Annotated in this window: 24 protein-coding genes; 13 read left to right on the top strand and 11 right to left on the bottom strand. The window is 71.9% G+C overall.

All coding sequences use genetic code 11. The features are described from left to right. Window positions 1-27: 27 nt before the first annotated feature. Complete coding sequence (locus AFM16_RS20540; protein ID WP_078634210.1) at window positions 28-1371, bottom strand: tetratricopeptide repeat protein; 1344 nt, start codon at window positions 1369-1371, stop codon at window positions 28-30. A gap of 138 nt (window positions 1372-1509) precedes the next feature. Here AFM16_RS20540 and AFM16_RS39415 point away from each other — a divergent pair, with 138 nt between their 5' ends. Next, entirely contained in the window at window positions 1510-1671 is a 162-nt protein-coding gene (locus tag AFM16_RS39415; protein ID WP_167797224.1) for a hypothetical protein, read from the top strand. Window positions 1672-1675: 4 nt separating this feature from the next. Here the strand turns inward: AFM16_RS39415 and AFM16_RS20535 are convergent, their stop codons facing one another. Together AFM16_RS20535 and AFM16_RS20530 are read right to left on the bottom strand one after the other, a co-directional pair. Continuing rightward, the gene (locus AFM16_RS20535; RefSeq protein WP_078634209.1) at window positions 1676-3394 is read right to left on the bottom strand and encodes a hypothetical protein; all 1719 of its coding nucleotides are present in this window, start codon (window positions 3392-3394) and stop codon (window positions 1676-1678) included. 142 nt (window positions 3395-3536) lie between these two features. After that, window positions 3537-4754: a PP2C family protein-serine/threonine phosphatase gene (locus AFM16_RS20530; RefSeq protein ID WP_078634208.1), complete on the bottom strand. Its 1218-nt coding sequence runs from the start codon at window positions 4752-4754 to the stop codon at window positions 3537-3539. A gap of 135 nt (window positions 4755-4889) precedes the next feature. Between AFM16_RS20530 and AFM16_RS20525 the strand changes: the two genes are divergently transcribed. After that, window positions 4890-5330, top strand: coding sequence for a hypothetical protein (locus AFM16_RS20525; RefSeq protein ID WP_030781668.1), 441 nt, complete (start codon window positions 4890-4892; stop codon window positions 5328-5330). 77 nt (window positions 5331-5407) lie between these two features. Here AFM16_RS20525 and AFM16_RS20520 read toward each other — a convergent pair whose 3' ends face one another. Continuing rightward, on the bottom strand, window positions 5408-5950 hold the full coding sequence (locus AFM16_RS20520; RefSeq protein ID WP_030781664.1) for a hypothetical protein: 543 nt from the start codon (window positions 5948-5950) through the stop codon (window positions 5408-5410). A gap of 183 nt (window positions 5951-6133) precedes the next feature. Here AFM16_RS20520 and AFM16_RS20515 point away from each other — a divergent pair, with 183 nt between their 5' ends. Further along, window positions 6134-7018, top strand: coding sequence for a hypothetical protein (locus tag AFM16_RS20515; protein ID WP_078634207.1), 885 nt, complete (start codon window positions 6134-6136; stop codon window positions 7016-7018). 145 nt (window positions 7019-7163) lie between these two features. Here the strand turns inward: AFM16_RS20515 and AFM16_RS20510 are convergent, their stop codons facing one another. Further along, complete coding sequence (locus tag AFM16_RS20510; protein WP_078634206.1) at window positions 7164-8477, bottom strand: aminotransferase-like domain-containing protein; 1314 nt, start codon at window positions 8475-8477, stop codon at window positions 7164-7166. An 89-nt stretch (window positions 8478-8566) separates the two neighbouring features. Between AFM16_RS20510 and AFM16_RS20505 the strand changes: the two genes are divergently transcribed. Both AFM16_RS20505 and AFM16_RS20500 read left to right on the top strand, forming a co-directional pair. After that, complete coding sequence (locus AFM16_RS20505; RefSeq protein ID WP_078634205.1) at window positions 8567-9352, top strand: alpha/beta fold hydrolase; 786 nt, start codon at window positions 8567-8569, stop codon at window positions 9350-9352. A 35-nt stretch (window positions 9353-9387) separates the two neighbouring features. After that, a complete protein-coding gene (locus tag AFM16_RS20500; RefSeq protein ID WP_030781651.1) occupies window positions 9388-10338 on the top strand; it encodes an endonuclease/exonuclease/phosphatase family protein in 951 nt (316 codons plus the stop codon). Window positions 10339-10354: 16 nt separating this feature from the next. Here the strand turns inward: AFM16_RS20500 and AFM16_RS20495 are convergent, their stop codons facing one another. Then, window positions 10355-12427 (bottom strand): PhoX family protein, encoded by a 2073-nt coding sequence (locus AFM16_RS20495; protein WP_078634204.1) that lies wholly within the window; start codon window positions 12425-12427, stop codon window positions 10355-10357. Between the two features lie 265 nt (window positions 12428-12692). On the opposite strand from AFM16_RS20495, the gene AFM16_RS20490 reads away from it, so the two are divergent. Beyond that, window positions 12693-14399 (top strand): VWA domain-containing protein, encoded by a 1707-nt coding sequence (locus tag AFM16_RS20490; protein ID WP_078634203.1) that lies wholly within the window; start codon window positions 12693-12695, stop codon window positions 14397-14399. Window positions 14400-14528: 129 nt separating this feature from the next. Next, window positions 14529-16247 carry a methionine--tRNA ligase gene (metG, locus tag AFM16_RS20485; protein WP_078634202.1) on the top strand — a complete coding sequence of 573 codons (1719 nt, stop codon included), beginning with the start codon at window positions 14529-14531 and terminating at the stop codon, window positions 16245-16247. Here the strand turns inward: metG and AFM16_RS20480 are convergent. From AFM16_RS20480 to AFM16_RS20470, 3 genes are read right to left on the bottom strand one after another with little or no spacing between them, the layout of a single operon-like run. After that, window positions 16211-16414, bottom strand: a complete 204-nt coding sequence (locus AFM16_RS20480; protein WP_078634201.1) for a DUF397 domain-containing protein — start codon at window positions 16412-16414, stop codon at window positions 16211-16213. The two genes, metG and AFM16_RS20480, sit on opposite strands and share 37 nt — an antisense overlap. Further along, window positions 16411-16632 carry a DUF397 domain-containing protein gene (locus tag AFM16_RS20475; RefSeq protein ID WP_078634200.1) on the bottom strand — a complete coding sequence of 74 codons (222 nt, stop codon included), beginning with the start codon at window positions 16630-16632 and terminating at the stop codon, window positions 16411-16413. The genes AFM16_RS20480 and AFM16_RS20475 overlap by 4 nt, the downstream gene beginning before the upstream one ends. Then, on the bottom strand, window positions 16629-17504 hold the full coding sequence (locus tag AFM16_RS20470; protein WP_078634199.1) for a helix-turn-helix domain-containing protein: 876 nt from the start codon (window positions 17502-17504) through the stop codon (window positions 16629-16631). The genes AFM16_RS20475 and AFM16_RS20470 overlap by 4 nt, the downstream gene beginning before the upstream one ends. Before the next feature lie 155 nt (window positions 17505-17659). Between AFM16_RS20470 and AFM16_RS20465 the strand changes: the two genes are divergently transcribed. The 5 genes from AFM16_RS20465 to AFM16_RS20445 all read left to right on the top strand — a co-directional run bounded on the left by AFM16_RS20465 (window position 17660) and on the right by AFM16_RS20445 (window position 20987). After that, complete coding sequence (locus AFM16_RS20465) at window positions 17660-18205, top strand: ATP-binding protein (RefSeq protein ID WP_179123291.1); 546 nt, start codon at window positions 17660-17662, stop codon at window positions 18203-18205. A 145-nt stretch (window positions 18206-18350) separates the two neighbouring features. Next, the gene (locus tag AFM16_RS20460) at window positions 18351-19217 is read left to right on the top strand and encodes a helix-turn-helix domain-containing protein (RefSeq protein ID WP_078634197.1); all 867 of its coding nucleotides are present in this window, start codon (window positions 18351-18353) and stop codon (window positions 19215-19217) included. Between the two features lie 49 nt (window positions 19218-19266). Beyond that, window positions 19267-19878 carry a Uma2 family endonuclease gene (locus AFM16_RS20455; RefSeq protein WP_078634196.1) on the top strand — a complete coding sequence of 204 codons (612 nt, stop codon included), beginning with the start codon at window positions 19267-19269 and terminating at the stop codon, window positions 19876-19878. 35 nt (window positions 19879-19913) lie between these two features. After that, window positions 19914-20279: a PH domain-containing protein gene (locus tag AFM16_RS20450; RefSeq protein ID WP_030781620.1), complete on the top strand. Its 366-nt coding sequence runs from the start codon at window positions 19914-19916 to the stop codon at window positions 20277-20279. Between the two features lie 39 nt (window positions 20280-20318). Then, window positions 20319-20987 carry a hypothetical protein gene (locus AFM16_RS20445; protein ID WP_030781617.1) on the top strand — a complete coding sequence of 223 codons (669 nt, stop codon included), beginning with the start codon at window positions 20319-20321 and terminating at the stop codon, window positions 20985-20987. A 76-nt stretch (window positions 20988-21063) separates the two neighbouring features. Here AFM16_RS20445 and aspS read toward each other — a convergent pair whose 3' ends face one another. After that, window positions 21064-22827 (bottom strand): aspartate--tRNA ligase, encoded by a 1764-nt coding sequence (aspS, locus tag AFM16_RS20440; RefSeq protein ID WP_030781614.1) that lies wholly within the window; start codon window positions 22825-22827, stop codon window positions 21064-21066. A 175-nt stretch (window positions 22828-23002) separates the two neighbouring features. On the opposite strand from aspS, the gene AFM16_RS20435 reads away from it, so the two are divergent. Further along, window positions 23003-25189 (top strand): ATP-binding SpoIIE family protein phosphatase, encoded by a 2187-nt coding sequence (locus AFM16_RS20435; RefSeq protein WP_078634195.1) that lies wholly within the window; start codon window positions 23003-23005, stop codon window positions 25187-25189. Here AFM16_RS20435 and AFM16_RS20430 read toward each other — a convergent pair. Beyond that, the gene (locus AFM16_RS20430) at window positions 25126-26205 is read right to left on the bottom strand and encodes an AI-2E family transporter (protein WP_078637031.1); all 1080 of its coding nucleotides are present in this window, start codon (window positions 26203-26205) and stop codon (window positions 25126-25128) included. The genes AFM16_RS20435 and AFM16_RS20430 overlap by 64 nt on opposite strands. Between the last annotated feature and the right edge of the window lie 93 nt (window positions 26206-26298).

The raw sequence follows: 26298 nt of genomic DNA, 5'->3' as shown, positions 1-26298 counted from the left end.
CCGAAGTCCGGTAGCGGATCAGGGGTCCTACAGCGGGGGCTGGGCCGGGGCCGGGCCCAGGGTGGTGGTGCCGGGGGCCGTGCGGTGGCCGAGGCCGGTGCGGTAGGCGTCGAGGGCCGCCTCGACCCGGCCCGTACGGCGCAGCAGATCGCCCAGCAGCCGGCACAGGTCGGCGAGGTCACCGGCCGCGCCGGCGCGTTCCAGCAGGCTCAGGGCGCGGACGTAGTGCTCCTCGGCGGCCTCCGTGTCCCGGGCGTCCTCGGCGATGATGCCGAGCAGCCGGTGGGCGGCGGCGGAGTGCATGGCGCCGCGCTCGGAGGAGAGGTCGCCGAGGACCTGCTGGAGCAGTGCGGCGGCCTCGGCGGACTTGCCGCGGCGGTGCAGTACGTCGGCCAGTTCCACGGCGGCCTGGCTGCCGTAGAGCGTGGCGTGGGTGGCGGTCAGCATCTCCTGGGCCTGCCGCAGTTCGTCCTCGGCGTGTTCGAGCTGGCCGTTCTGGGCGTAGACGTATCCGCGCATCCAGTGGCAGTTGGCGAGTTCGGTACGGAGCTGGAGCTGCCGGTACAGCTCGGCGGCCTTGGCGAGGGAGGCGTCGGCCTCGGCGAGCCGGCCCTCGGCGAGCAGGGTGCGGGCGACCGAGCGGTGCATACGGGCGACGAGCGCGGGGTCGGCGACCTGGGGTGCGAGGGCGAGCGCGAACTCGGCGGCCTGCGCGGCGCGGGCGTGGGCGCCCATGTCCATGTACGGGCCGATGACGGAGGCGTAGAGCAGCAGCAGCGCGTCGGGGTCGTGGAGGCCGCCGCGGTTCAGCTCGTCGAGGGCGGATTCGAGGAGGTAGACGGAGTAACGGAGTTCCCCGGCGAGGTAGTGGGCGACGGCCCGGCCGCGCAGGGCGGGGACCCGGCAGGGCAGAGGGGCGTCGGCGAGCCGGGCCTCGGCGCGCTCGAAGTGGTCCCGGGCGGCCTCCAGATCGCCGGTGTCGATGCCGCACTCCCCGAGTCCGAGCAGCGCGGTGGCCTCCTCCTCGGCGAGGTCGTTGGCGCCGGCCTCGGTGAGCAGGGCCTCGTACTGGCGGGCGGCGTCCTCGGCGTCACCGGTGGCGAGGGTGCGCTGGGCCTCGGTGAGCCGCAGCCGCAGATCGGTGACGAGGCGGGCGGAGCGGCCGGTGGAGAGTTCCTCGAAGTCCACGCCGAGGCGTTCGGCGATGTGCTTGAGGGCCTCGTCGGAGGGGCGGACGCGGCCGGCCTCCAGGGTGGAGATGTAGGCGGGGGTGTAGGTCGGTTCGGCCAACTGCCGCTGGGTGAGACCACGGCCGACGCGGAGCTGTTGCACGCGTCTTCCTATGACCTCCGGTTCGTCTCGCTCTCCCACGCCTTGACTCCCCCAACTGCCCCGGTGCCTCTTGCCGTTGGACTATCGCAGCCTCTAGGTTAAACGGCGAATTAAACATGCTTAACACACGAGTGTTGCCCGCTGTGGACCCGCCGACATCGACGTTGTGAGGTTGCCGTGCACGGACGCCCGTCCGCCTCCGAGGGACACTGCTACGCGAGGGCCGTCGCCGCCGCCGTCCTGGCCGTCGCGGCCCTGGTCACGGCCGCGAACGCGGTACCGGTGGGCACGACGGCGACGACACCCCCGACGGCTCAGCAGCCGGACCGGAACCGCTAGAGCCTCACCCCTGGATCTGCAACTCCCTGAGCTGCCGCCGCACATGGTCCAGGGCACCCCGGCGCCGGCCGGGCACCCGCCCACGCAGTTCGGCGAGAGCCGGGCCCAGCTCCCTGGCCCGCACGGGGTCGGTGACCCGGCCCCACTGATGGTGCGCCCGGTCGACGGCCGCCTCCACCGCAGCCGCGTCGACGGCCTGCCCGGCGTCCAGCCGCGCCGCGGCGACAGCGAGCCAGGCCCGGCAGCTCCGCACGGCATCCCCCGCGAACATCGCGAGATCGGCCCGCACCTCACTCCAGTGCAACACCGCCTCGGACCCACCCCCGTACGCGGCGAGCGCCGCAGCCTCCCACCGCGCGGCCAGCGCATCGGCGTCCATGTGCCGCCCATCGCGAACGGCCAGCGCGATGGCGGTGTGGGGGTCGAGGGGGTCTCGGGGAGCTTGATCGAGGCCGGCGAGGGTGGGGCCGGGGGCCCGCACGGACGCGGAGAGATGAGCGGGGCCCCGGTCGGGGGCGGGGGGCTCGGTGGGAGCAGTGGCTAGGCCAGGGCGGGAAGCCGCGGCAGGAACAGCGGGCTGGGCCGGGACGGAAGTCCCCGCGGAGGCAACGGGCCGCCCCTCGGCGGAGCGCCGGGCGGGTGCGGGGGGCTGTCCAGGAACGGAAGCCTCAGGGGCGAAAGCCCCGGCAGGGGCAGCGGGCTGGGCCGGAACGGGGGGCCAGGGCTCGGAAGACGCGGCCATGGAAGAACCGGCGGGCGGAACGCCGGCCGGAGCGCCCGCGCCTTCAACACCCATGGCGGGGGCAGGCGGCTGAGCGGGGACGGAAGCCCGGGAGGCGTGGGAGGCGTGGGCCGTGGGCGGGACGCCGGTGGCTGGGACTCCTGCGCCCGCAACGCCCGTGGCAGGGGCGGCCGTCGAAGCCCCGGCGGTCGCGAGGCCGTCCGCGGGGGTGCCCGGGACCGGACCACCAGCCGCAGGGGCGCCGTTCACCGAACCGCCCGTCGGCTCGACGGCAGTCGTCCGTACACCTGTGAACGTCGGCCGGGCCGGTACCGGTGCAGGCGTCACCGGTACCGCGAAGCCCCCCGCGCCCGTGCCGCCGTGGAGGAGGAGGTCGCCGACCTCGCCCTCGGTGGCGATGCGGGTCAGGGCTGTGTGGTGGAGGTGGGGCAGGGGTGGGCGGCCGCCGCTGCGGAGTATCGTCGCCAGGGCTTTCATGTACGTGGGGGCGGCGACCGTACGGCGGGCCGGGGGCGGGGCGATCCTGCCGTAGACCGAGACGCCGGGTCCGCACTCCAGGACGTGCCCCCGCAGCCAGCCCCAGGTCTCCGCGTCGGCGTGCAGGTCGACCAGCAGCGTGGTCGTGCCCGGGGTGCGCAGCCGTAGCTCCTCGCGCAGCCAGTGCCACGGCAGGGCGGTGTAGCGGACCGTGGAGGCGGTGGTGCGGGCCAGCGCCAGATGGGGCAGGTGCTGACGGCGGTCGAGCTGGAGCTGCCCGGTGACGAAGAGCGTGAGCGGTCCCGGGGCCGTCGCCGCGGCCCGCAGCCGGGTCAGCACGGCCTGCGGCTCCAGCGGATCGGCCAGCTCGACCACGTTCGCGGTGTCGGTGCCGGCCAGGATCGCGGGCGGTACGGCCGCGAGCACGGGGAGGACGGACGCCGCGTCCACCAGACACCCCTTGCCCGCGGGCGAGGCCGCCAGCAGCAGCACGGTCCCGGGCATGATCCCCTCCCCCTGTCGATCACGTACGTCAGCACCGTAACCGCTGTCGCCGCGCCGAGGGGCCCCGAGGACCGCAAACCTCCCCGTACGGGAACTTCGTCGCCCGGCGTCGACCCGACGTCGATCCGGCATCGGCCCGGCGTCAGCCCGGCCCCGATCGCAGCCCCGATTCCGGCCCCGGCGGACCCCCCGTCGTACGGACCGCGAAGATCGTCGTGTCGTCGGCCAGCCGCCCCCGGCAGTGCCGCAGCGTGCCGTCGCGGACGTGGGCGACCAGGCGGCCGGGTTCGGCGGTGCGCGGGTCCCGGGCGACGGCCTCCGTGAGGCGGTCGCTCAGCGGATAGAACGTCCCCGACGCGTCCCGCGCCTCCGTCACCCCGTCCGTGACGAGCAGCACCGTCTCCCCGGGATCGATCCGCACCCGCAGCACGGCCGGCCGCGCCGTCCGCCCGACGAGGTCGCCGAGGCCCAGCGGCAGACCGTCCCCGGACGGCAGATGCCGTACCCCGTGGGTGCCGACGGCGAGCGCGGGCTCATGGCCGAAACCCACGATGTGCACGGTCGACCGGTCGTGCGGCGGAAAGCCCAGCAGGACGGCCGTGGCGAAGCGGTCCCCGTCGGCACGCCCCAGCGCGGTCGTGTGCACCCGGTGCCGGCGCATCCGGGTCTCCAGCCGGTCGGCGACCGTCGCGAGGTCCGCCTCGTGATAGGCCGCCTCACGGAACGTGCCGAGCAGCGCGGCCGCCGCCTCCACCGCGCCCAGCCCCTTGCCCTGGACGTCCCCGAGGAGCACCCGGGTGCCGTGCGGGCCGGGCTGGATGTCGTAGAAGTCGCCGCCCACCCGGGCCTCGGCGTCGGCGGCGAGGTAGACGGCCGCGTGGTCCAGGCCGCCCCAGACGGGAGGCAGCGGACGCAGCACCGTACGGCGGGTGGTCTCGGCGATGTCCATCATGTGCAGCATCCGCCGCTCCCCGCGCACCCGGAACGCGGCGGCCAGCACGGACAGGACCGAGCCGATCACGACGAGCGTGAAGTCGGCGGGCCCGGCCCGGTACTGGTCCGGCCAGGCGGCGTCCGCGACGATGTAGGTGATCAGCGCCAGCACGGCGAACAGGATCGTCGTCCACATCCCGCACAGCGCGGCGGCGATGGCGGAGACGAACACGCACCAGGAGACGACCCGGAACTCGCCGGTGGTGTTCCAGTCGGTGAAGGCGATGGCGACGAGCGTGGCGAGCGGCACCAGCCAGGTGACGCTGCGGCCTCGGAACCGCAGGAGCTGATGGCGTTGCAGGACGTCCCGGCTCCGGGCCCGGGCCCGTGGGCTGCGGTCGTGCGGATCGTGGCCCCCGGCCTCCATGTGGTCAGCGAAGCACGGTGTCGGACCGGCCGCATCCGGGCACCCGGCCCGGGATCCGACTTGCCGCCGCCTCCGCCCAGGTGTGCCCTGGAAGGACAGGGAGGGAGACGGGGGCGAGGAGAGAGGAGTGCTCCCATGGCTCATGCGGCACCCGTGATGCGGGCACCGTCCCGGACGAGCAGGACACCCGACGTCTTCAGCGACCGGACCCACCGGATCGCGGCGTGGGCGGTCCCTGTCACGCTCGGGCTGATCTACGGCTACTGGGTCGCGGCCAACAACCGCTCCGGCGAGGCCATCACCGGCTGGAACGTCCTGCTCGGCTTCGTGAGCGCGATCGTGTTCGCGGCGCTGTGGATGGGCATCCACGCGCTGGCCCCGCACGTCATCCGGGAGGTGCACGCCCTGATCTGGGCGGCGTTCGCGGGCTGCGCGTTCGGCTTCCTGTACAGCGAGACCGGTGCCAGTGTGCTGCGGTCCGCGGGCATGGGCGTGGCCATCGGCGCGAGCACCTTCGGAGTGCTCTTCTACCGCTACTACACGCACGAGGACGCGGAGGGCCGTCGCATCCGCTAGGACCGTTTCCGACGGTCACGCACCACATGGGCCCCGGCGTTGTACGCCGGGGCCCATGTGTTCCCTCATCCCTCCACTCACCGGGTGACCGGGATCCACTCCCAGCCGCCCGACGAGGTTCCGGAAGCGCTGAACTCGAAGGAGCCCGAGACGCTGAACGAGCCGGAGGCCACGAGGCTCCACGCGTCGTTCCAGAACGGGTCGGTCCAGTTGACCCAGTGGCCGTCCTTCCACTGCGGGCACGGGTCGTCGCAGGCCGGGACGTGCGCGCGGCCGACGTCGACGAACGCGGCGGACGCCCAGCCCTCGGCGCCGATCATCCAGTACCAGTACGGGTTGCCGTTGACGCTCTGTCCCTTCACCATGCAGCGCACCCGGTCGTGGCTGCCCGGCGCGAGCTGGGCGGCCAGCGGTGCGTGCGTGGTGGGCGCCTGACGCAGGCTGAGGTTGGTGGAGGAGACGACGGTGCCCCGTACGGAGCCGCCGCTCACACTGCCGTGTCCTTCGGTGTAGGTGGTCGGTGAAGCTTCCGCCGCGGTGGTGCCCAGCGCCGTAGCGGCGAGGGTGCCACCGGTGAGCAGGGCCGCGGCCAGAGTCCGCAGGGCCGGAGTGGTGCGCATGATCGACCTCCTTCTCCCCAGAACCAGGTAACACCCGTTCGGGTGAAGCCTCCACCCGAGGCGGCGTGGAGGGCCCGAAACCCCAGCTCCGACGGGGTGGGGGCCGCCTCGCACCCGGGCGGCCCAGCACCGCTCGCGCGGTCCGGCGGGCGGCTGTTGCCTGGGAGGGTGTCCCGAAGCCGGGTGTCCCGAAGCCTGCGGACCGCCGTCTCGGCCGTCCTGATCGCTCTGGCCTGCCTGCTGGTGCCGTTCGGCACGCTGGCGGTCTGGGCGGTGCACGGCCTGGGCGACACCGGACGGTACGTCACCACGATGGCGCCGCTGGCCTCCGAGCCCGCGGTCCGGGACGCCGTGGCGGACACGGTCGGTGACGATCTGGCCCAGGCTTCCGGCATGGACCGGGACCTGGTGCGGGACGCGGTCCGCTCCTTCACCGGCACCCCCGCCTTCCACGCCGCGTGGGACGCGGGCAACACGGCCGCGCACACCGCCGTCCTCCGGGCCCTGCGCTCCGACGGGGAACGCGCCGCCACCCTCGATCTGGCCGCGGTCACCGCCCCGTTGAGGGACCGTCTCGCCGCCGACCACGTGCCCTTCGCCGACCGCTTCCCGGTCGAACACCGCGAAGTGGTGCTGGTACCCCCCGACGAACTGCCCGCCCTGCGGAAGGGCTATCACGTGCTCGACATCGCCTCCTTCTGGCTGCCCGCGGCGGCCGTCCTGTTCGCGGTCACGGGAATCGCCGTCGCCGCGTGCCGCCGCCGCGCCCTCACCGCGACCGCGCTGGGCACCGCGCTCGGCGGCGCGTTCCTCGCCCTCGCGATCGCGATCGGCCGCCACCTCACCCTCACCGACCTCCCCGACCCGTCCCACCGCGCGGTCACGGCCGCGGTCTACGACACCCTGACGTCCCCCCTCCGCACCGCGTCCTGGCTCCTCCTGACCCTGGGCCTGACCACAGCGGCAGCCACCTGGCTCACCACCCACCTCCCCACCCGACGCCCGCTCCGCGAAGTCCCACCGATCCCCGCCACCCCACCCCCAGAACCAACCCGAGTCCACGCCTGACCCCACGCACCCGCACGACCGGCACCGAACCCGCAGCCGCCGACGGCGAGTCGCCCATCGAGAAACCCGCACCATACAAACAACCCGCACGGGTGGTGCGGGTGGGAACACCCGAGGCCGAGGGCGAAGCCGAGGCCGAGCCGCCTCAACACGGCCCCGCAGAGGCCAGCGCCGCAAGCCTCCTCAACGCCCCGGCCAGTTCAGGCAGCGGCGCCGACGCCAGGCCGAGCCTGACCGCGGTCGGCGTGCGGCGCGGGGCAACCGTAAAGGCCGTGCCGGGGGTGAGAGAGATGCCGTGGGCGGCCGCGGCCGCGGCAAAGGTGTCGGCCCGCCAGGGCGAAGGAAGCTCCCACCAGGCGAAGTAGGCATGCGGCCCCGTACGAACCCCCACGCCCCCCAGACACTCCGCAAGAACCCCCTGCCGCCGCCCCGCATCCACCCGCTTCCGAGCGACCAGCTCGGCAACCGTCCCGTCCTCGATCCACCGCACCGCCGCCTCCAGCGCGAACCCCGCCGCACTCCAGCCACCCGACCGCACCGCCGCCGCCACGGCATCGCCCCGGTGCTCCGGTACGACGAGGAAGCCGACCGTCAGCCCCGGCGCGACCCGCTTGGACAACCCGTCCACGACATACGTGAGCCCCGGCGCATACACGGCGAGCGGCACCGCCTCCGGCCGCAGGAAGGACCAGATACGGTCCTCCACCACCGGAACGCCCAAGTCGTTTACCACACACCCCAGTTCGGACAGCCGACGCTCCGAAGTGACCAGCGACGTCGGATTGTGCAGCGCCGGCTGGAGATACAGCGCCGAGAGGGACGCGGCACGGTGCGCCGCGACGACCGCGTCCGGCCGCACCCCCTCCTCGTCGCTCGGCAGCGGCACCAGCACGATCCCCAGCCGCGCCGCGATCTCCTTGACCAGCGGATACGTCAGCTCCTCCACCCCCACCCGCCCGCCGGGCCGGACCAGAGAGGCAAGCGCCGCGGCGATCGCCTGACGGGCGTTGCCGGTGAAGAGGATCCGGCCGGGCAGCCCGAGGAGGCTCGCGGCGGCCGCCCGCGCCTCCGACGTGCCGTCCGCCGCGGCGGGCCGCATCGCCCGCGTGAACACGTCCGGCCGCAGCAGCGGGGCGAGGGCGGGGGCGAGCAGCTCCGACTGGCCCGGCGCGGAAGGGTAGTTCAGCTCCAGGTTGACGGCGGGCGCGGAAGCCGTCGGCTCCACGAGCCCCCGCCCGTGCGGTTCCGGCGGCGCGGCCCGGACGAACGTGCCGCGTCCCACCTCGCCCACCACCAGCCCCCTGCGCACGAGTTCGCCGTAGACCCGCCCCGCCGTCGAGGGGGCGATGCCGTGGCGACGGGCGAACCACCGTTGTGGAGGCAGCCGTTGGCCGGGCCGCAGGCGCCCGGCGGCGATGTCCTCCGCGATGCGGTCGGCGATGACCCGGAAATCCCGCATACGTGCCCGCACCCCACCGTCGTCGTCGATTGCACCGAGGGCAAAGATCTTATTGCACCGAGAAGAGCGCCCGACCTAGGGTCACAGACATGGCATCACCCCCCTTCCTCGCATATGAGGACAAAGGCCAGCATTCATCTCTCCCGCCCCTCGTCCTCGTCCACGGCCACCCCTTCGACCGCACCATGTGGGCCCCGCAGATCGAGACGTTCTCCGCCGAACGCCGCGTCGTCGCCCCCGACCTGCGCGGCTACGGCGCCTCCCCGGTCCTCCCCGGCGTCACCCCCCTCTCCCGCTTCGCCGAGGACATCCGCGAACTCCTCGACACGCTCGGCGTGGACACCTTCGTCCTGGCCGGACTGTCCATGGGCGGCCAGATCGCCATGGAGTGCTACGACCGTTTCGGCGACCGCGTCCGCGGACTCGTCCTCGCCGACACCTTCCCGGCGGCGGAGACGAGCGCCGGGAAGATCGCGCGCCGCGAGGCGGCCGACCGGCTGCTGGCGGAGGGCATGCGGGGCTACGCCGACGAGGTGCTGGAGAAGATGGTCGCGCCCTACGCCGACCCCGACGTGAAGGCGCACGTCCACCGCATGATGACGGCCACCTCCCCGGAGGGCGCCGCGGCCGCCCTCCTCGGCCGCGCCGAACGCCCCGACTACCGCGCCCTGCTGACCCGCGTCACCGTGCCCGCCCTGGTCGTGGTCGGCGCCGACGACGAGTTCACCCCGGTCTCCGACGCCGAGGCCATGCACGCCGCCCTGCCCGACTCCGAGCTGTGCGTGATCCCGGGCGCGGCCCATCTGCCCAACCTGGAACGGCCCGCGGAGTTCGACGCGGCGCTGGGCCGGTTCCTGGCCCGGATCGGGGCATAGCCTTTCGGCAGGACGAAGAGGCGCGGGGGAGACTGATGGGTCACCGGACACGGCTGCTCGCCGTCTCCTGCGCGGCAGCGCTGCTCGGCGCGGTGAGCGTGGTCGTCGGCTGCCGGCTCGCCGACACCGACGCCGTCACCCCCGTACCGCAGACGCTGGCCTTTCTGCCGTGGCTGCTGGTCCCCGCCGCCCTGGCCGTGGCGCTCACCCTGCTCGCCCGCTGGTGGAGCGGACTGATCTGGGGCGTCGTGGTCCTCGCCCTGCTCGCCTGGTGCGTCCGGCCGTACGGCCCCGGCGGCGAGCCCGGCGGACCGGCGCTCGCCCGGCTGCGCGTCCTCACCTCCAACGTGGAGTTCGGCTGGGCCACCGGCGCCCTGATCCCGCTGATCCGCAGCGCCGGGCCGGACATCGTGTTCGTGCAGGAGTGCGAGTACACCTGCCAGGCCCGGCTGAAGCGGGAGGTCGGCGGCGCCTACCCGTACCGGCGCGCGGTGGAGGGGGACACCTCCGTCGGGTCGATCATCCTCAGCCGCTTCCCGCTGACGGCCGCCGCCGGTGTCCCCGGCCGGATGGGCATGCCGGGGGCGGTCGCCGACGTCGACGGGCACGCCGTACGGCTCCAGCTCGCCCACCCCAAGCCGCCGCTGCCCCGCCAGGTCTCCCTGTGGAAGGAGGAACTGGGCCGGCTGCGCGCCTTCGCCGCCCGGCACGACGACGGCCCGCTGGTCCTGGCCGGCGACTTCAACGCCTCCCAGGACCACGCCGCCTTCCGCCGCATCCTCGACACCGGGCTGCGCGACGCGGCCCGGCTGTCCGGCGCGGGCCGCGAACCGAGCTGGCCGAGCGACACCGCGCCGCCCTTCGGCGCGCAGATCGACCATGTGCTGGTGTCCGAGGAGTTCTCGGCGAGCCGGGCCCGCTTCCTGGACCCGGCCGGCACCGACCACCGTTCCCTGCTGGTGGACCTCACCCTGCACGCGGTCTGATACGGCCGGGGGTGCCCTAGACGCCGATGTCCCGGCCGTCCGCCCGCCACACCGCCACCACCGCCGGGCGGACGATCTTCCCCGGCCCGTCGGGCCAGATGCTCGCCGGCTTCTCCACGGACGCGCCGTTCACCTCGCCCGGGTGCTGGACGGCGACCAGGACGCGCCGGTCCTGCACGAGCGGACCGCAGGTCTCGGCGCCGACCGGCACCGTGAGGAACTGCTTCAGCTCACCGCGCCGCGGGCCGCGCGTGGCCACGCCGAACAGGCCGTCGTGCGAGCCGAGCTGGGCGCCGTCGGTGGAGATCCACAGGTTGCCGTGCGGGTCGAAGGCCACGTTGTCCGGGCAGGAGATCGGGCTGACCTCGTCCTTGGGGAAGCCCGCGAAGTAGGTGGCGGGGTCCTTCGGGTCACCGGCGACCAGGAACAGCGACCAGGCGAACCGGGTGCTGTCGGCCCGGTTCCGGCGCTCGGTCAGCTCCAGGATGTGCCCGTGCTTGTTGGCGTTGCGCGGGTTGGCCTCGTCGGCGGCCGGGTTCGTACCGGTGCCGCGGTTGGTGTTGTTGGTGAGGGCGACGTACACCTTGCCGGTGTGCGGGTTGGGCTCGATGTCCTCGGGCCGGTCCATCTTGGTGGCGCCCACCTTGTCACCGGCGAGGCGGGTGAAGACGTACACCTCCTCGGCGGTCATCCCCGGCACGTGCGAGACGGCGCCGCGTGCGGTGGAGGTGGCCAGCGGGATCCACTCCCCGCTGCCGTCGAACTCGCCGTCGGCCGGGAGCCGGCCGCTTCCGTCGACCTCGACGGCGGGGGAGTCGCCGGTGAGCCGGGCGACGTAGAGCGTGCCCTCGTCGAGGAGCGTGGAGTTGTGCTCCCGCGCGGCCCGCGAACCGCCCCTCTTCATCCGCTTGCTGCCGACGAACTTGTAGAAGTAGTCGAACCGCTCGTCGTCGCCGGTGTAGACGACGGGCCGGCCGTCGTCGGTGAGCCGCACGGTCGCGCCCTCGTGCTTGACCCGGCCGAGCGCGGTGCGCTTGCGGGGCGTGGAGGTCGGGTCGTACGGGTCCAGCTCGACGACATAGCCGAAGCGGTGCGACTCGTTGGGCTCCCGGGCGACGTCGAAGCGCTGGTCGAAGCGTTCCCACTTGCGCTCGGTGGCGCCGGTGCCGAGGCCGTAGCGCTTGTCGGTGGCGCGGGTGGCGTTGGCGAAGTACTGGTTGAAGTTCTCCTCGCCGTGCAGCGTGGTGCCCCACGGCGTGGTGCCGCCGGAGCAGTTGTTCAGCGTGCCGAGGACCTTGCGGCCGGTCGGGTCGGCGGACGTCTTCAGCAGCTCGGACCCCGCGGCGGGACCGGTCAGCCGGAACTCGGTGGTGGCCGTGATCCGCCGGTTCAGGGGGTGCCGCGGTACGGCGGTCAGGGCGCCCGTCCTGCGGTCCTCCTCCACGACGACGACCCCCAGGCCGTGCGCCGCCCAGGCGATCTCGACCTGCTCGCGGGTGGGGTTCTCGGGGTCGTAGCCCCGGAACATCAGCACCTCGTCGGTGTACTCGTGGTTGGCGACGAGGAGCTGGCGCCGGTGCTCGCCCGGGAGCGGCAGCAGCGCGAGGAAGTCGTTGTTGTACCCGAACTGTCCGGACTGGGCCGCCGCGGTCTGCTTCTCCGGGTCGAAGGCGGGCGCTCCGCGCAGGATGGGCTCGCCCCAGCGGACGACGACGTTCTGCCGGTACCCCTCGGGCACGGTCACGGCGTCGGCGGTGTTGGGAGCGACGGAGGAGTACCGCAGCCCACGAGCCCCCTGCGGCTTCTTGGCCGGTTTACGCCTTCGCCCTTCCCCCTCTCCCCCGTGCGCGGCGGCGGGAACGACGGCCCCCGCCCCCACCCCCGTGGCGACGGAGACGACGGCCGCGGCCCGCATGACCGCCCGACGGCTCAGGGCACCCGCGATGACGTCACCGACGTACTCGTTGTCGCTGGTGTTGGGCACCTCGTGGAAGCAGGCGTCGCCACAGCGGAAGCGACAGGTCAGGGCGGATCGACCGCCGGGATGCGAATCGGACGGCGTTCCGACGAGCGGCAGCAGCTTGCGCACCTTTGTTCTCCCCTTGCGTGCCCGTGATGTGAACGTGACGGTAGGGGGGTGGCCGTGCGTGGGCGCGGACGCGAGGTGAACGAGGGGTGAATGCCCTTGTTCGACAAGGGTGTTGGACCGGCCCCGGACGCGTCCGGAAGGCGGTGTTGACACACGCCTGTCCCCCTTGCTCACCCCTGCCGAAGATCGCCACGAGAGGCCGCTAACCTTACGTGTCCGTCCTGGCCAGGGATTGAGGCTTCAACTCACGCGAAGGGTTGCGCGCATGGGCATTCTCACTCGCCTTCGGAACGCTTTCGGCCGCTCACGCAAGGAGCGCGACCTCGGGGCGGAGGAAGTCCCTTCGCAGGGCCGCCCCCCGGCGGAGGAGGAAACCCCGACCCCCACGGTCCCGGAACCCCGCACGGAGTCCCCCGACACCCACGAACTCGTCTCAGCAGCCTTCGACAAGATCACGGTGCCCGCCCCGCCCCCGGAGCCGACACCTGCGGCAGAGCCCAAGCCAGAGGCGAAGCCCGAGACAGAGGCGAAGGCAGAGGCGAAGGCTACGGCCGAGCCCGAGGCTGCGGCTGAGCCCGAGGCAGAGGCTGCGGCTGAGCCCGAGGCTGCGGCTGAGCCCGAGGCTGCGGCTGTGCCCGAGGCAGAGGCGGAGGCTGCGGCTGAGCCCGAGGCAGAGGCGGAGGCGGAGGCTACGGCTGAGCCCGAGGCCAAGCCCGAGGCTGAGGCCACGGCCGAGCCCGAGCCCGAAGCCACGGCTGAGCCCGAGGCGGAGGCTGCGGCTGAGCCCGAGGCAGAGGTAGGGGCGGAGGCTACTGCCGAGCCCGAGGCCAAGCCCGAGGCTGAGGCAAAGCCCGAGGCTGAGGCAAAGACCGAAGCAGAGCCTGAGGCCGAGGTGGAGGCTGCGGCGGAGGTAGAGGCTGCTTCCGAGCCTGAGGCCGAAGCTGAGCCCGAGCCGACGCCTGCCCCGGAGCCGGCCGCCGAGCCGGAGGCCGTGGCGCCCGAGCCCGAGCCGACCGCAGAGGTTCCACCTGCGGCCGAGGTCACTCCTGCCGAAGAGGCAGCACCGGAGCCGGAGGCGGAGCCGACGGCTGAGGCCACGGACCCGGCGGCCGCCGACGGCGAGTCGCCCTCCGAGGAGCCCGCACCCGACAACGCATCCCGCACGGGTGGTGCGGGTGGGAACGACCAGGCCGAAGGCGAAGCCGAGGCCGAAGCACAGGCCACCGAACCCGCACCCGCCGACGTCGAGACGCCCCCGGAGGAGCCCGCACCCGACAACACAACCCGCACGGGTGGTGCGGGTGGGAACACCAAGGCCGAAGGCGAAGCCGAGGCCGAGGCACAGGCACAGGCCGCGGACCCCACCGACCCCGCCGCAACCGCCCTAGCCGCAGCGCAGCTAACCGGCACAAAGGCCACCGTCTACCTCGTCCTCGACCGCTCCGCGTCCATGCGCCCGTACTACAAGGACGGCTCCGCCCAGGCCCTCGCCGACCAGACCCTCGCCCTCGCCGCCCACCTCGACCCCGCCGCCACGGTCCACGTCGTCTTCTTCTCGACGGAGGTCGACGGCACCGCCGACCTGACCCAGGCCGACCCCGAGAACAGGATCGACGAGCTGCACGCCGGCCTGGGCCGCATGGGCCGTACCAGCTACCACGCCGCCGTCGAGGCCGTCGTCAGCCACCACGAGAAGTCGAAGGACCCGAAGGGCCCCGCCCTGGTCGTGTTCCAGACGGACGGCGCCCCGGACGCCAAGACCCCGGCCACCCAGTCCCTCAACGACGCCGCGAAGAACCACCCCACCGTGTTCTTCTCCTTCGTCGCCTTCGGTGAGCACGACAACAAGGCGTTCGACTACCTCCGCAAGCTCAAGACCCCCAACGCGTCCTTCTTCCACGCGGGCCCCACCCCCCGCGAGCTGACGGACACCGAGCTGTACGAGGGCGTCCTCGCAGGCTGGCGCCCGTAACCCCGGCCCCGCCCCCGTCCCACCCGTGTGCCGCCCGCGTCCCACCCCGTAAAACGGGAGGCGGGCGGCATACACACGTCGGCTACGATTTCAAGGTTCGTACCCGTAGCGACCTGGGAGCAGCCCCCGATGGCTCGACACCTCATCACCAGCGCCCTTCCGTACATCAACGGAATCAAGCACCTGGGCAACATGGTGGGGTCCATGCTCCCGGCGGACGTGTACTCCCGGTACCTCCGCCAGCGCGGCCACGACGTCCTGTACATCTGCGCCACGGACGAGCACGGCACCCCCGCCGAGCTGGCCGCGAAGGAGCAGGGCCTCCCGGTCGACGAGTTCTGCGCGCAGGCGCACGACGCGCAGAAGGCCGTCTACGACGGTTTCGCACTCGCGTTCGACTACTTCGGCCGCAGCTCCAGCCCGCAGAACGTCGAGATCACCCAGCACTTCGCCCGCCGCCTCAACGAGAACGGCTTCATCGAGGAGCGCGCGATCCGGCAGGTCTACAGCCCCGCCGACGGCCGTTTCCTCCCGGACCGGTACGTCGAGGGCACCTGCCCGCACTGCGGCTACGACAAGGCCCGCGGCGACCAGTGCGAGAACTGCACCCGGGTGCTGGACCCCACCGACCTGATCGACCCGCGCTCCGCGATCTCCGGCTCCACGGACCTGGAGGTCCGCGAGACCAAGCACCTCTTCCTCCTCCAGTCCAAGCTCCAGCACGAGGTCGAGGAGTGGGTCTCCCGGCACGAGGCCGACTGGCCGCAGCTCGCCTCCTCCATCGCCCGCAAGTGGCTGAACGAGGGGCTGCACGACCGCGCCATCACCCGTGACCTGGACTGGGGCGTGCCCGTCCCGGCCGACACCTGGCCGGAGCTGGCCGCCGAGGGCAAGGTCTTCTACGTCTGGTTCGACGCCCCGATCGAGTACATCGGCGCGACGAAGGAGTGGTCCGACCTCGACCCGGAGAACCGCGACTGGAAGTCCTGGTGGTACGAGGCCGACGACACCGTGCGCTACACGGAGTTCATGGCGAAGGACAACGTCCCCTTCCACACCGTGATGTTCCCGGCCACCGAGCTGGGCGTGCGCGAGCCGTGGAAGAAGGTCGACTACGTCAAGGCGTTCAACTGGCTGACGTACTACGGCGGGAAGTTCTCCACCTCCCAGAAGCGCGGCGTCTTCACCGACCAGGCCCTGGACATCCTCCCGGCCGACTACTGGCGCTACTTCCTGATCGCCAACGCGCCCGAGTCGGACGACTCGTCGTTCACCTGGGAGCACTTCACGGCCACGGTCAACAAGGACCTCGCCGACACCCTGGGCAACTTCGTCAACCGCGTCCTGTCCTTCTCCAAGAAGCGCTTCGGCGAGGAGGTCCCGCAGGGCAGCGCGGCCGGTGAGGCGGAGGCGAAGCTCGGCGAGCAGATCGCCGAACTCCTCGCCGAGTACGAGGCGCAGATGGAGGCCCTCCAGTTCCGCAAGGCGGCCGCCGCACTGCGCGCCCTGTGGTCCGCGGGCAACTCCTACCTGGAGGAGAAGGCCCCCTGGCTGGAGATCAAGACGGACAAGGACGGCGCGGCCCTCACCCTGCGCACGGCGATGAACCTCATCCACCTGTACGCGGTGGTGTCCGAGCCGTTCATCCCGGCCAGCGCGAAGGTGATGCGCGAGGCGTTCGCCCTGTCCGACGACACCGCGACCTGGGTCTCCCCGGAGGAGGCGAAGACCCTGGCCGCCGTCCCCGCCGGCACGGCGTTCACCGTCCCGCCGGTCCTGTTCGCCAAGCTGACGGACGACGACCTGGCGGCCTACAAGGAGCGCTTCGGCGGCGAACCCGCGCAGTAGATCCCGACGAAGTCGGCCCATGCCTCCGGCGTGAGAGCGAGGCGTGGGCTGACGTCGGGGTACTTGGAGTCGCGGACGTGGACGGTTCCGGGAGTGTGGGCGACCTCAACACAGGAGTCGCCGTCAGGGCCGCTGCTGTAGCTGCTCTTGAACCACACGCCGCTCATGAAACGTCAGCTCCCGACGCGTACGCCACGAAGCCTGTCCAAGCGTCCGGCGCCAGCGCGAGGCGGGGGCTGGCGTCTCGGTACTTGGAGTCGCGGACATGGATGGTGCCTGGGGAGGCGGCCACCTCAACACAGGACTCACCGTCGTTGCCGCTGCTGTAGCTGCTCTTGAACCACACCAGTTCGGAGCCGTCCCCGGCAGAGGCCTCGCGGATCATGTTTCTCCCAGCAGTTGCTCGATGAAGGCCAGCGACTCCCATGGTGGGAGAGCCTGGGCCCGGATGGTGCCATACCGCAGCTCAAGGATGTGGAGCTGCCTCGGTTCGGTTACCGGACGACCGTTGAACGCTCCGTCGGAACGAGCAACCGCCGTACCGTCAGCGAACTTCAACAGCTCGATCCTGCCGTCCAATCCGGAATGGACCTCGACTCGCGTCGGCATCACCTGAAGCGTGACGTTGCGCATCCGCCCTACCTCCAGCAGATGTTCGAGCTGCTGTCGCCAGACCATTGTGCCTCCGAGCGGGCGTCGCAGCGGCGCCTCTTCCAGGACGAAGTGAATGGATGGGACCGGGTCGCGTCCGAAGACCGACTGCCGGGCCAGCCGAGCAGCGACCATCCGTTCCACATCGTCCGGTGAGTACGGCGGCTGCGCCGCCTCGATCAAGGCGCGGGCATGGTCCGGCGTCTGCAACAGCCCATGAACGCTGTTGCACTCGTACAAACCGATCTCGACCGCCTTGGCCTCCATCTCTCCCAAGGCCCGCACCTTCTTCGGGTACCGGACCTTCTCCACGTCCTCCTTCATCGCTGCGAGCAGCCCACCCGCCCCCAACACCTCGTCGGCCATGTCCAGATACTCCGGCCGGGGAATCCGCTTGCCGCTCTCGATCTTGTAGACCAGATCCTCGCCGTACCCCACCGCCTTCCCGAACTCACCGGCCCGCATCCCCACCGCTTCCCGCCGCAGCTTCAACTGCCGCCCCACGGTGGCGACTACGGCCACGCCCCACTCGTCGTCCGGGTCCACCTCCCACCCCGGCTCGTCCGCCTCGGTCCTGAGCCGCCGTACCTCGCCGTCCACCGACATGCGCGCCCCTCCGTAGATACGCCACGTACCGCGACGCCCTACCCGCCCGCACCGCCCCGACAAGCCCGGACACCACCGGACAAGCCCTGGACAGTCACCGTACGCAACAGCGTCGTCACTACTCACGCTAAGCGCATCCGGCCACGCTGAGTGACGTGATTCCAGAATCGGCCCAACCCGACTGCCACTTCCGCAACTTCAGCGTCCTGCTGTCGCCCACTCCGCGCGGCGCCCGTCTCGCCCGCCTCCTCGCCACCGAGCAACTGCGTTCCTGGGGCCTGCCCCAAGACCCGGCCGCGCACATCGTCGCCGAGCTGGCGAACAACGCGGCCGGCCACGGCAAGGTCTCCGGGCGCAACTTCCGGCTCCTGCTGTACGTCATCGGCGGAACGCTCCGCATCGAGGTGACCGACACGCGCGGTGACCGGCTGCCGGAGCTTCGGGAGGCCCCCGCCGACAGCGAGACCGGACGTGGACTCGCCCTCGTGGCCGCTCTCGCGGACCGCTGGGGGGTCGCCCCGGGTCTTCGCCCGCGCAAAACGGTCTGGGCCGAACTCACCCTCCCGGCACCGGAATCACCGAAGCCTGACGCCCCACACCCCGGTCCGACCTGCGCTCCCTATGAACCACCCACTGGAGATAAAGCACCCCACCAAGCCCCACCCCTCCCTCCCGCCGCGCAAACTCACTCCCGCGAGTGAATATGCCCAACTGGGCTGGATTCGGACCCGGTTGCCTGCCTTACGCTCACCGCAGCAAGAAGCAACCCCAGACATGCGTCGGCCCCCGCCGGGAGTAGCGATCCCTGCGAGGGCCTGACCACCGAGGAAGTTAGGGCCTTCCTGAATGGATACCGAAAACACTAGCGCGCCCGCGTCCGCCAAGTCCCGTATCCCGGGCAAAAACCACCCCCACGGGCGCCCGAACTCCGGCGTGATCCACGACCACGTCCGTCTCACCGAGAACTTCACGGTGATCGGCAACGACCTCGCCCAGCACCGGGAGCTGTCGCTACTGGCGATCGGGCTGGCTTGCTACATCCAGTCCGTGCGGCCGGGCACGGCGATCGACATCAAGAGCCTCGCCGCCCGCTTCCCGGAGGGCCCCACCCGTATCGCGGCGGCGCTCCGCGAACTGGAAACCCACGGCTACCTCCGCCGCAGCCGCTTACGGGCGCCGACCGGGCGGATCGTCACCCGCACGGTCTCCAGCAACAGGCCGGGGCACAGGCCCGCCGCCGACAGCCCCGACAGGCCCGTCCGACGCACGGCACCGGAGAAGCCGCCCCCTCGCAAGCGGCTGCTCCCACCTGTGCCGAAGCCCGGGTACAGCTCCCCCGAGCTGCTCAGGATGGCCGTCGACGTCCTCGCCGGGCTCCGCCGTCACGACCCCCGTCTGCTCCTCTCCGCCACCGACGCCGAGCATCTCGCGCCCGGTGTCGCCGCCTGGCTGGAGCGCGACCTCACCCCCACCGCCGTACGCCACGCCCTGACCGAGAACCTGCCGCTGGAACCCCTGATCCGCCCGGCCGCCCTCCTGGCCCACCGCCTCACCGCCCAACTCCCGCCCCCAACACCGTTCCGCCCACCGGCCCCACCACCCCCGGACCGCAGACACCCCTTCCAGACCTGCGACCGCTGCGACCGCGCCTTCCGCGCCCCTGAACCGGGCCACTGCCGCGACTGCCGAACCGACCTCGCGGAGGCCGCCTAGCATGAGAGCGACGATCCTTGCCCCTGGGCACAGACGAGGAGCGACCGCCATGACCATCGCCCCGGACAACGCGCAGCAGGGCGCCACCCACCTCTACCGGGCCATGCGCGACTTCGTGGAGTCCACGGACGGCACTCTCCCCGGCAAGTTCGAGATCACCAAAGAAGGAATCGTCCTCGACATGATGTCGCCTGTGCGGCCGCACGAGCTCACCACGCTCCGTCTCCGGAAACGCCTGGAGAAGGTCATGCCCGAGGAGATCGTGGCCCACACGGGCGAGCCTGACGTGGAGTTGGTGCCCGAAGGCATCCTGCGCCGCCCCGACATCATGGTGATCGCCGAGGCGGACATGGAGGGGCAGGGATCGTTCGACCCTCGTACGCTCATCGCCGCCGTCGAGATCGTCTCCCGCTCCAACCCGGACAACGACTGGGTCACCAAGTTGCGCGACTACCCCCTGATCGGCATCCCCGTCTACGCGATCTTCGACCCCCGGACCGGCGACGGCGCCGTCCTCAGCGACATCCACTCCACGCCCGACGGCCCCCGCTACGCCACCCGCAAGGACTTCGTCTACGGCGAGGACGTCACCATCGCCGACTGGACGATCTCCACCCGGGACCTGCCACGGTACGAGAGCGAAACCACCGAACAGCTCTGAGCACCCGTCCGGCACCGGTATCTGAAGGAGATTTCATGGCGCTCTTCGGCAACGCCCATCCGATCGACAACCACCAGGCCCAGCAGGACTACGCGCGGCTGTTCGGCCACGGCGAGACCGTGCACGCCGCGTTCCTGCTGATCCGCGACACCATACTGTTCACCGACCGCCGGCTGATCCTGATCGACAAGCAGGGGATCACCGGCAAGAAGGTGGAGTACCACTCGGTGCCGTACCGGAGCATCACGCACTTCGCGGTGGAGACCGCCGGCACCTTCGACCTCGACGCCGAGCTGAAGATCTGGGTCTCCGGCTCCTCGGTGCCGATCGAGAAGACCTTCACCAAGGGTGTGGACATCTACGAGGTGCAGGCGATCCTCACGCAGTTCGTGGCGCGCTGATCCCGGCGGGCCGGGGCACACCCGCACTACGCTCCGATCATGCCGCCCCACCTGCTCGAACCGCCCCTCCAGCTCATCGCCGACGTCCTCGACGCGGCACCCGCGCCCTTCTCGCTGGCCGGCGGGTACGCGCTGGAGGCCCACGGTCTGCCGCGCCGCCCGCACGCGAACGTGGACCTGGCGACGGAGAGCGCCGCACCGATGCCGCGGCTGGCCGAGGCCCTGGCGGCGGCGCTCACCGACGGGGGCCGGGAGGCGACCGTACGGGACACGGACCCGCTCTCCGCGCACCTGGAGGTGTCGGGCCTGGGGCTCGCGCTCCACAAGGAGACCCTGTGGTCCCCGCCCGTCCCCACCCCGTACGGTCCGGCGCTCGCCCTCCCGGACGCCGTCGGCACCAAGATCCGTGCCCTGTACGACCGCGGCCTGGCCGTCGATCTGATCGACGCCCGGTCCGCCGCCGCCCGCTTCACCCACCCCGACCTGGAGGAACTGGGCCGCCGCCACGCCCGCGACGACTTCGACCTCCCCACCCTCCAGGCCCGGCTGACCGGCACCGACCACTACCCGGACGCGGCGTTCACGGCCTACGGCCTGACGGAACCCGAGATCGGCGCCCTGCGCGCCTGGGCCCAGGAGTGGTCGACGGACATCGCCGAACGCCTCCTGGAGGAGGGGGCGTCACCGGACGAGCCGGAGGTGCAGTGATCTTCACCCTTCCGCATCCACGCGAAAGGGGCCGGAAATCGGCGACGATTTCCGGCCCCTCCGTGAAGCGGTGCGGTTACTTCGGCTGCGGCTTGCGCACCGTCAGGTGCAGCTCCTTGAGGCGGGCCTCCTCCAGCTCCGTCGGCGCGCCCATCATCAGGTCCTGGGCGTTGCCGTTGAGCGGGAAGGCGATCGTCTCGCGGATGTTCGGCTCGTCCGCGAGGAGCATGACGATCCGGTCGACGCCGGGCGCGATGCCGCCGTGCGGCGGGGCGCCGAAGCGGAACGCGCGCAGCATGCCCGCGAACTTCTCCTCCACGGTGTCCCGGTCGTAGCCGGCGATCTCGAACGCCTTGAGCATGATCTCCGGCTCGTGGTTCCGGATCGCGCCGGAGGACAGCTCGACGCCGTTGCAGACGATGTCGTACTGCCAGCCCAGGATGTCCAGCGGGTCCTGGGTCTCCAGGGCCTCGAGACCGCCCTGCGGCATGGAGAACGGGTTGTGCGAGAAGTCGATCGCGCCGGTGTCCTCGTCCTTCTCGTACATCGGGAAGTCGACGATCCAGCAGAACCGGAAGACGCCCTCCTCGAAGTGCCCGGCGCGCTTGGCGGCCTCGACCCGCACCGCGCCCATGATCTTCGAGACCTCGTCGAACTCGCCCGCGCCGAAGAACACGGCGTGCCCGGCGGCCAGCGACAGACGCTTGGTCAGCTCGGCGACGTTCTCCTCGGTGAGGAACTTGGCGATCGGGCCGGTCAGCGAGCCGTCCTCGGCGACGCGGACCCAGGCCAGGCCCTTCGCGCCCTGCGAGACCGCGAAGTCACCGAGCTGGTCGAAGAACTTGCGGGGCTGGGCGGAGACGTCCGGCACCGGCAGCGCGCGCACGTGCTTCCCGGCGAACGCCTTGAACTCCGAGCCCTCGAACACGTCGGTGATGTCGACCAGTTCGAGCTGGGCGCGCAGGTCCGGCTTGTCGGAGCCGTACTTCAGCATCGCCTCGCGGAACGGGATGCGCGGGAACGGCGAGGTGACATGACGGCCGCCGCCGAACTCCTCGAACAGCTCGGTCATGAGCTGCTCGATCGGCCGGAAGACGTCCTCCTGCTCGACGAAGCTCATCTCGACGTCGAGCTGGTAGAACTCGCCCGGCGAACGGTCGGCGCGCGCGTCCTCGTCGCGGAAACAGGGGGCGATCTGGAAGTAGCGGTCGAAGCCCGAGATCATCAGGAGCTGCTTGAACTGCTGCGGCGCCTGGGGGAGGGCGTAGAACTTGCCGGGGTTGAGGCGCGAGGGGACGACGAAGTCGCGGGCGCCCTCGGGGGAGGTCGCGGACAGGATCGGCGTCGCCATCTCGTTGAAGCCCAGCGCCGTCATCTTGTGCCGGATCGCCGAGATGACCGCCGTGCGCAGCATGATGTTCTTGTGCATGCGCTCGCGGCGCAGGTCCAGGAAGCGGTACTCCAGGCGCCGCTCCTCGTTGACCCCGTCCTCGGCGTTGATCGTGAAGGGGAGCGGGGCGGCCGCGCCGAGCAGCTCGACCTCGCCGACCTCGACCTCGATCTCGCCGGTGGGCAGCTCCGGGTTGACGTTCTCGGTGCCCCGGGAGACGACCTTGCCGTCGACCCGGACCGTGGACTCCTTGGTCACCTTGTCCAGGGCCTCGTAGGCCGGCGTGCCGGGACGGGCGACGAGCTGCGTGATGCCGTAGTGATCGCGCAGATCGATGAAGAGGATGCCGCCCAGGTCGCGCCGATTGTGCAGCCAGCCACTCAGCCGGACGTCGGTGCCGACGTCAGAGGAGCGGAGCTCGCCGCAGGTGTGGGACCTGTACCGATGCATCGTCGTTCATCCAGTCTTCGCGGATCGGGGATCATGTCGGGGCATGTGTAGGGCACGTTTCACGTGAAACAACCCCAGCCTACCGGCCGGGCCGAGATCGCCTCTCCTCAATAGGCCGAGGGCGATCAGGGGCGATCGGTGGCATTTGCTGTTCCCGTCTCCATAAAGTGGGGCAATGCGTACTGACGAGCCCCTGCCCGCCGTGGGAGAGGTGCTCGCCTCCCTCGCGACCGGTATCTGGCACTGGAGCACGGCCACCGGGCTGGTCACGGTCGACGCCGAGGCTGCCCGACTGCTCGGGCTGCCGGCCGAGGAGGCGGTCCTCACCGAGGCCCAGACCCGGGCCAGGCTCCACCCCGTCGACTGGAACGAGATCACCGGAGTCGTCCAGCTCGCGGTGGCCGAGGCCACCCTCGCCGAGGTGCGGATCCGGATCATGGACGAGCGCGGCCATGTGATCCGGGTGGTGCGCAGCCGCTCCAAGCCGTCCTTCGACCCGGTGAAACGGGCGTACGAACTGATCGGCACCCTCCAGGAGGTCACCGAGCCCCGGCCCGGCACCCCCGCCGGGCGGACCGCCGTCACCGGTGACTGGCGGCGCTCACGGGAGGCGTTCCTGCTGGACGCGGGCCGGGCGCTGGCGGAGGCCCGCGACACGGAGGAGGTGCTGCGGGTGGCGGCCGGGCTGTCGATGCCGGGCTTCTCCCCGGACGGTCTTGCCGTCTTCGGCGTGGAGGGCGACCGGCTCACGGTGATCGGCCACCACGGGCAGCGCCCCGGCGACGAGAACCCCTTCACCCATATGCCGGTGGACACCGACTATCCGGCCGCCGAGGTGGTGCGCACCGGCCGGGCCGTGTATCTGTCCTCGCCGGGCCAGTACAAGGAGCGCTATCCGCTCACCTGGCCGATGGCCTCGCACTTCGGCCGGCAGTCCTGGGCGTTCCTGCCGCTGACCGTGGCCGGCCGCACCATGGGCGCCTGGATGGCGGCCTTCACCTACCCCGTCGCGTTCACCCCCGACGAGCGGTCCGTGCTCACCACCGTGGCCCGGATGCTCGCCCAGGCCCTGACCAGGGCGGGCGCCGCCGAGACCCAGCGCGAGCTGACCGACGGCCTCCAGCGCTCCATGCTGCCGACGCTCGGCCCCGAGATACCGGGTCTGACCCTGGCCGCCCGCTACATACCGACCGGCGGCGGACTCCAGGTCGGCGGCGACTGGTACGACATGATCCCGCTGCCCGGCGGCACCTCCCGTTCGAGGTCCGGGGCGGACCGGTTCGCGCTGGTCATCGGGGACGTCCAGGGCCATGACGTGCGCGCCGCCGGGCTGATGGGCCAGCTCCGCATAGCGCTGCGCGCGTACGCGGCCGAGGGCCACCGCCCCGACGCCGTCCTCTCCCGCGCCTCCCACTTCTTCCACGGCCTCACCGACGCCGACCCCGGCGGCGAGGTGCGCTTCGCGACCTGTCTGTACGTCGAGGTCGACCCCGCGACCGGAGTGCTGGAGTTCGCCCGCGCCGGGCATCTCGACCCGGCCGTGCGGATGACCGACGGCACGGTGCTGCTCCGCGCCACGGCCGGCGGGCTGCCGCTGGGCATCGACCCCGACGCCGACTACCCCACGACCCGGCTCGCCCTGGAGCCCGGCGAGGCGCTGATGCTGTGCACGGACGGCCTCCTGGAGACCGGCGGGCACGACCTCGACACCGGCTGGCTGCGCATCCGCAAGATCCTGGAGACCCACGAGGGCGATCTGGAGACCCTGGCCGACTCCCTGGTCCAGGCCGTGCACGGGCCGTCCTCCCACCACACCACCGGTCCGCTGGCCGACCGGCGCGAGGACGACATCGCCCTGCTGCTGCTCTTCCGGCACGGCGCGGCGGGCGTCGGCCTCGACTCCGGCGCGGCGGCTCGGCAGCCGGTGCGGCGCACGATGCTCACCGTGGCGCAGGCCGAGCCCGAGCGGGTCGCGGTGGGCCGGCAGCAGCTCCGCGAGCTGCTGCACGACTGGAACAGCGACGACCAGGTGGACTCGGCGGTGCTGCTGGTCTCCGAGATGCTGACCAACGTCCTGGTCCACACGGACGCCGACGCGCTGCTCGTCGCCGAGGTGACCGGGGCGTCCGGGGAGCGCCGGATCCGGGTGGAGGTGACCGACACCAGCGACGATCTGCCGCACAAGCGCCGGCCCGGCGAGCTGGCCTCCTCCGGGCGGGGGCTGGTCCTCATCGAGCTGCTCGCGGACACCTGGGGGGTCGCGCCGCGGGGCGAGGGCAAGAGCATCTGGTTCGAGCTCTACGAGCCGCCGCCGGCCTCCGCCGCGGTGGCGGAGGGGCCGGAGGGGCCGGAGGTGCCGTAGCGGGTCCGCAGTTCGTGCAGGACGCCGAAGGCGGCGGCGGTGAGCGGTACGGCGAGCAGCATGCCGAGGATGCCGGCGACCGAGGCCCCGGCCGTGATCGCGAGCATCACGGCCGCGGGGTGCATCTGGACGGTGCGGCTCTGGATCATCGGCTGGAGCACATGCCCCTCCAGCACCTGCACGGCCAGCACCACGCCGAGCGCCCACAGCGCGATCACGAACCCCCGCTCGGCGAGCGCGACCAGCACCGCGACGGCGCCGGACAGGAACGCGCCGAGATAGGGGATGTACGCGAGCACGAACACCAGGGCGCCCAGGCCGACGGCACCGGGCACGTCGAGGACGAGCAGCCCGACGGTGATGCACAGGGCGTCGATGAGGGCGATGATCGTCGTCCCCCGCATGAACCCCTCCACCGCCTGGAAGGCGCGCCGGGCCATCGCCTCCACGGTGTCGGCGGTGCCCGGCGGGGCGAAGGAGCGCAGCGCGCCGACGGCCCGGTCGGAGTCCCGCAGGAAGAAGAAGACGAGCAGCAGCGCGAGCACGGCCATGGCGAGCCCCTCGCCGACCACGCTCACCCCGCTGATCACGTTGGAGGCGGCGGTCCCGCCGAACCGGCTCAGCAGCTCGCGGGAGTTGGCGGCGAGGTCGTCGAGCGAGGTCCCGGCGGCGCCGAAGTGCTCCGCGATCCCCTCGGCGGCGTGCCGCAGCGAGGCGATGATCTCGTCACCGGTGTCGATGAGCGCGGCGACGACGATGTACACGGCACCCCCGACGACGGCGACCACCGCGACACAGGTCAACCCGGCCGCCACCGCCCTGGGCACCCGAGCCTTCACCATCCGCCGGTACAACGGCCCCAACAACGCGGTCCCGAGCAGCGCGAGCAGCACAGGCGTGACAGCGGTACTGAACACCGCACAGAGCCGAATCCCCACCCACCCCACCCCGGACGCCACCAGAACGACGACACACCACGCGGCAAACCGACGCACGGGCACGGGAAGCAGATACACGCCCTCAGCGGACCACACCCCGCCCACGATGTCCTGCCCGGACGGGCCGGTCGGGTGACGGAGTGTCATATCAGGGGAGAATCGATACGTCTG

The organism is Streptomyces antibioticus, assembly GCF_002019855.1.
Taxonomy (GTDB): Bacteria; Actinomycetota; Actinomycetes; order Streptomycetales; family Streptomycetaceae; genus Streptomyces; species Streptomyces antibioticus_B.
This window is presented reverse-complemented; position numbering and strand designations above follow the sequence as displayed.